General features: G+C 72.4%; 1 protein-coding gene. It reads right to left on the minus strand.

What is annotated here, in order from left to right; genetic code table 11:
* Window positions 1–707: ATP-binding protein (locus NS220_RS18970; protein WP_058625481.1), on the minus strand; the 707-nt coding region annotated here is incomplete at both ends.

Consider the following 707-nt stretch of genomic DNA (forward strand, 5'->3'; position numbering starts at 1 on the left):
GATGGCGGTGTGGACGCGGTGGCGGTCGCTGGGGGGCGGGAGAGGTGACGGCGGCGCCGCCACAGCGACGGCGGCGAGATCGTGCACGGTGACCTCCGGTCTCCCGGCGAGCGCTGCCGCGGCGCGCGCCGCCCGCACGAGCACGAGCTCCGCTCGGTGGCCGACGGCGCGCGTGTCGACGCAGATACGCACCGCCGCCCCGAGAACGTCGTCGCTGAGCACCAGGTCGGCGCAGCGCTCGCGGGCCCGGACGATGCGTGCCGCCAACCGCTCCTCACGGTCGGCCCAGTCGGCCGTGAAGGCCTCGGGGTCTCTCTCGAACGAGAGTCGCCGCCGGACGATCTCCCACCGCTGCTCCACCTCGGTGATCGTCTCGACCGGCGTCGACAGGCCGAACCGGTCCTCGAGCTGAGGACGCAACTCGCCCTCTTCCGGATTACCGCTGCCCACGAGCACGAAGCGGGCGGGATGGGTGTGGCTGAGCCCGTCACGCTCGACGGTGTTGACCCCGGAGGCAGCGACGTCGAGCAGCAGGTCGACGAGGTAGTCGTCGAGCAGATTGACCTCGTCGATGTACAGGATGCCGCCGTGTGCCGCCGCCAGCAGCCCCGGTGCGTAGGCGAGCTCGCCGCGCAGTGCCCTGTCGATGTCGATCGAGCCGAGCACGCGGTCCTCGCTCGCCCCGAGCGGCAGGTCGACGACGGGCA

The organism is Microbacterium testaceum (genome assembly GCF_001476655.1).
Lineage (GTDB): Bacteria > Actinomycetota > Actinomycetes > Actinomycetales > Microbacteriaceae > Microbacterium > Microbacterium testaceum_C.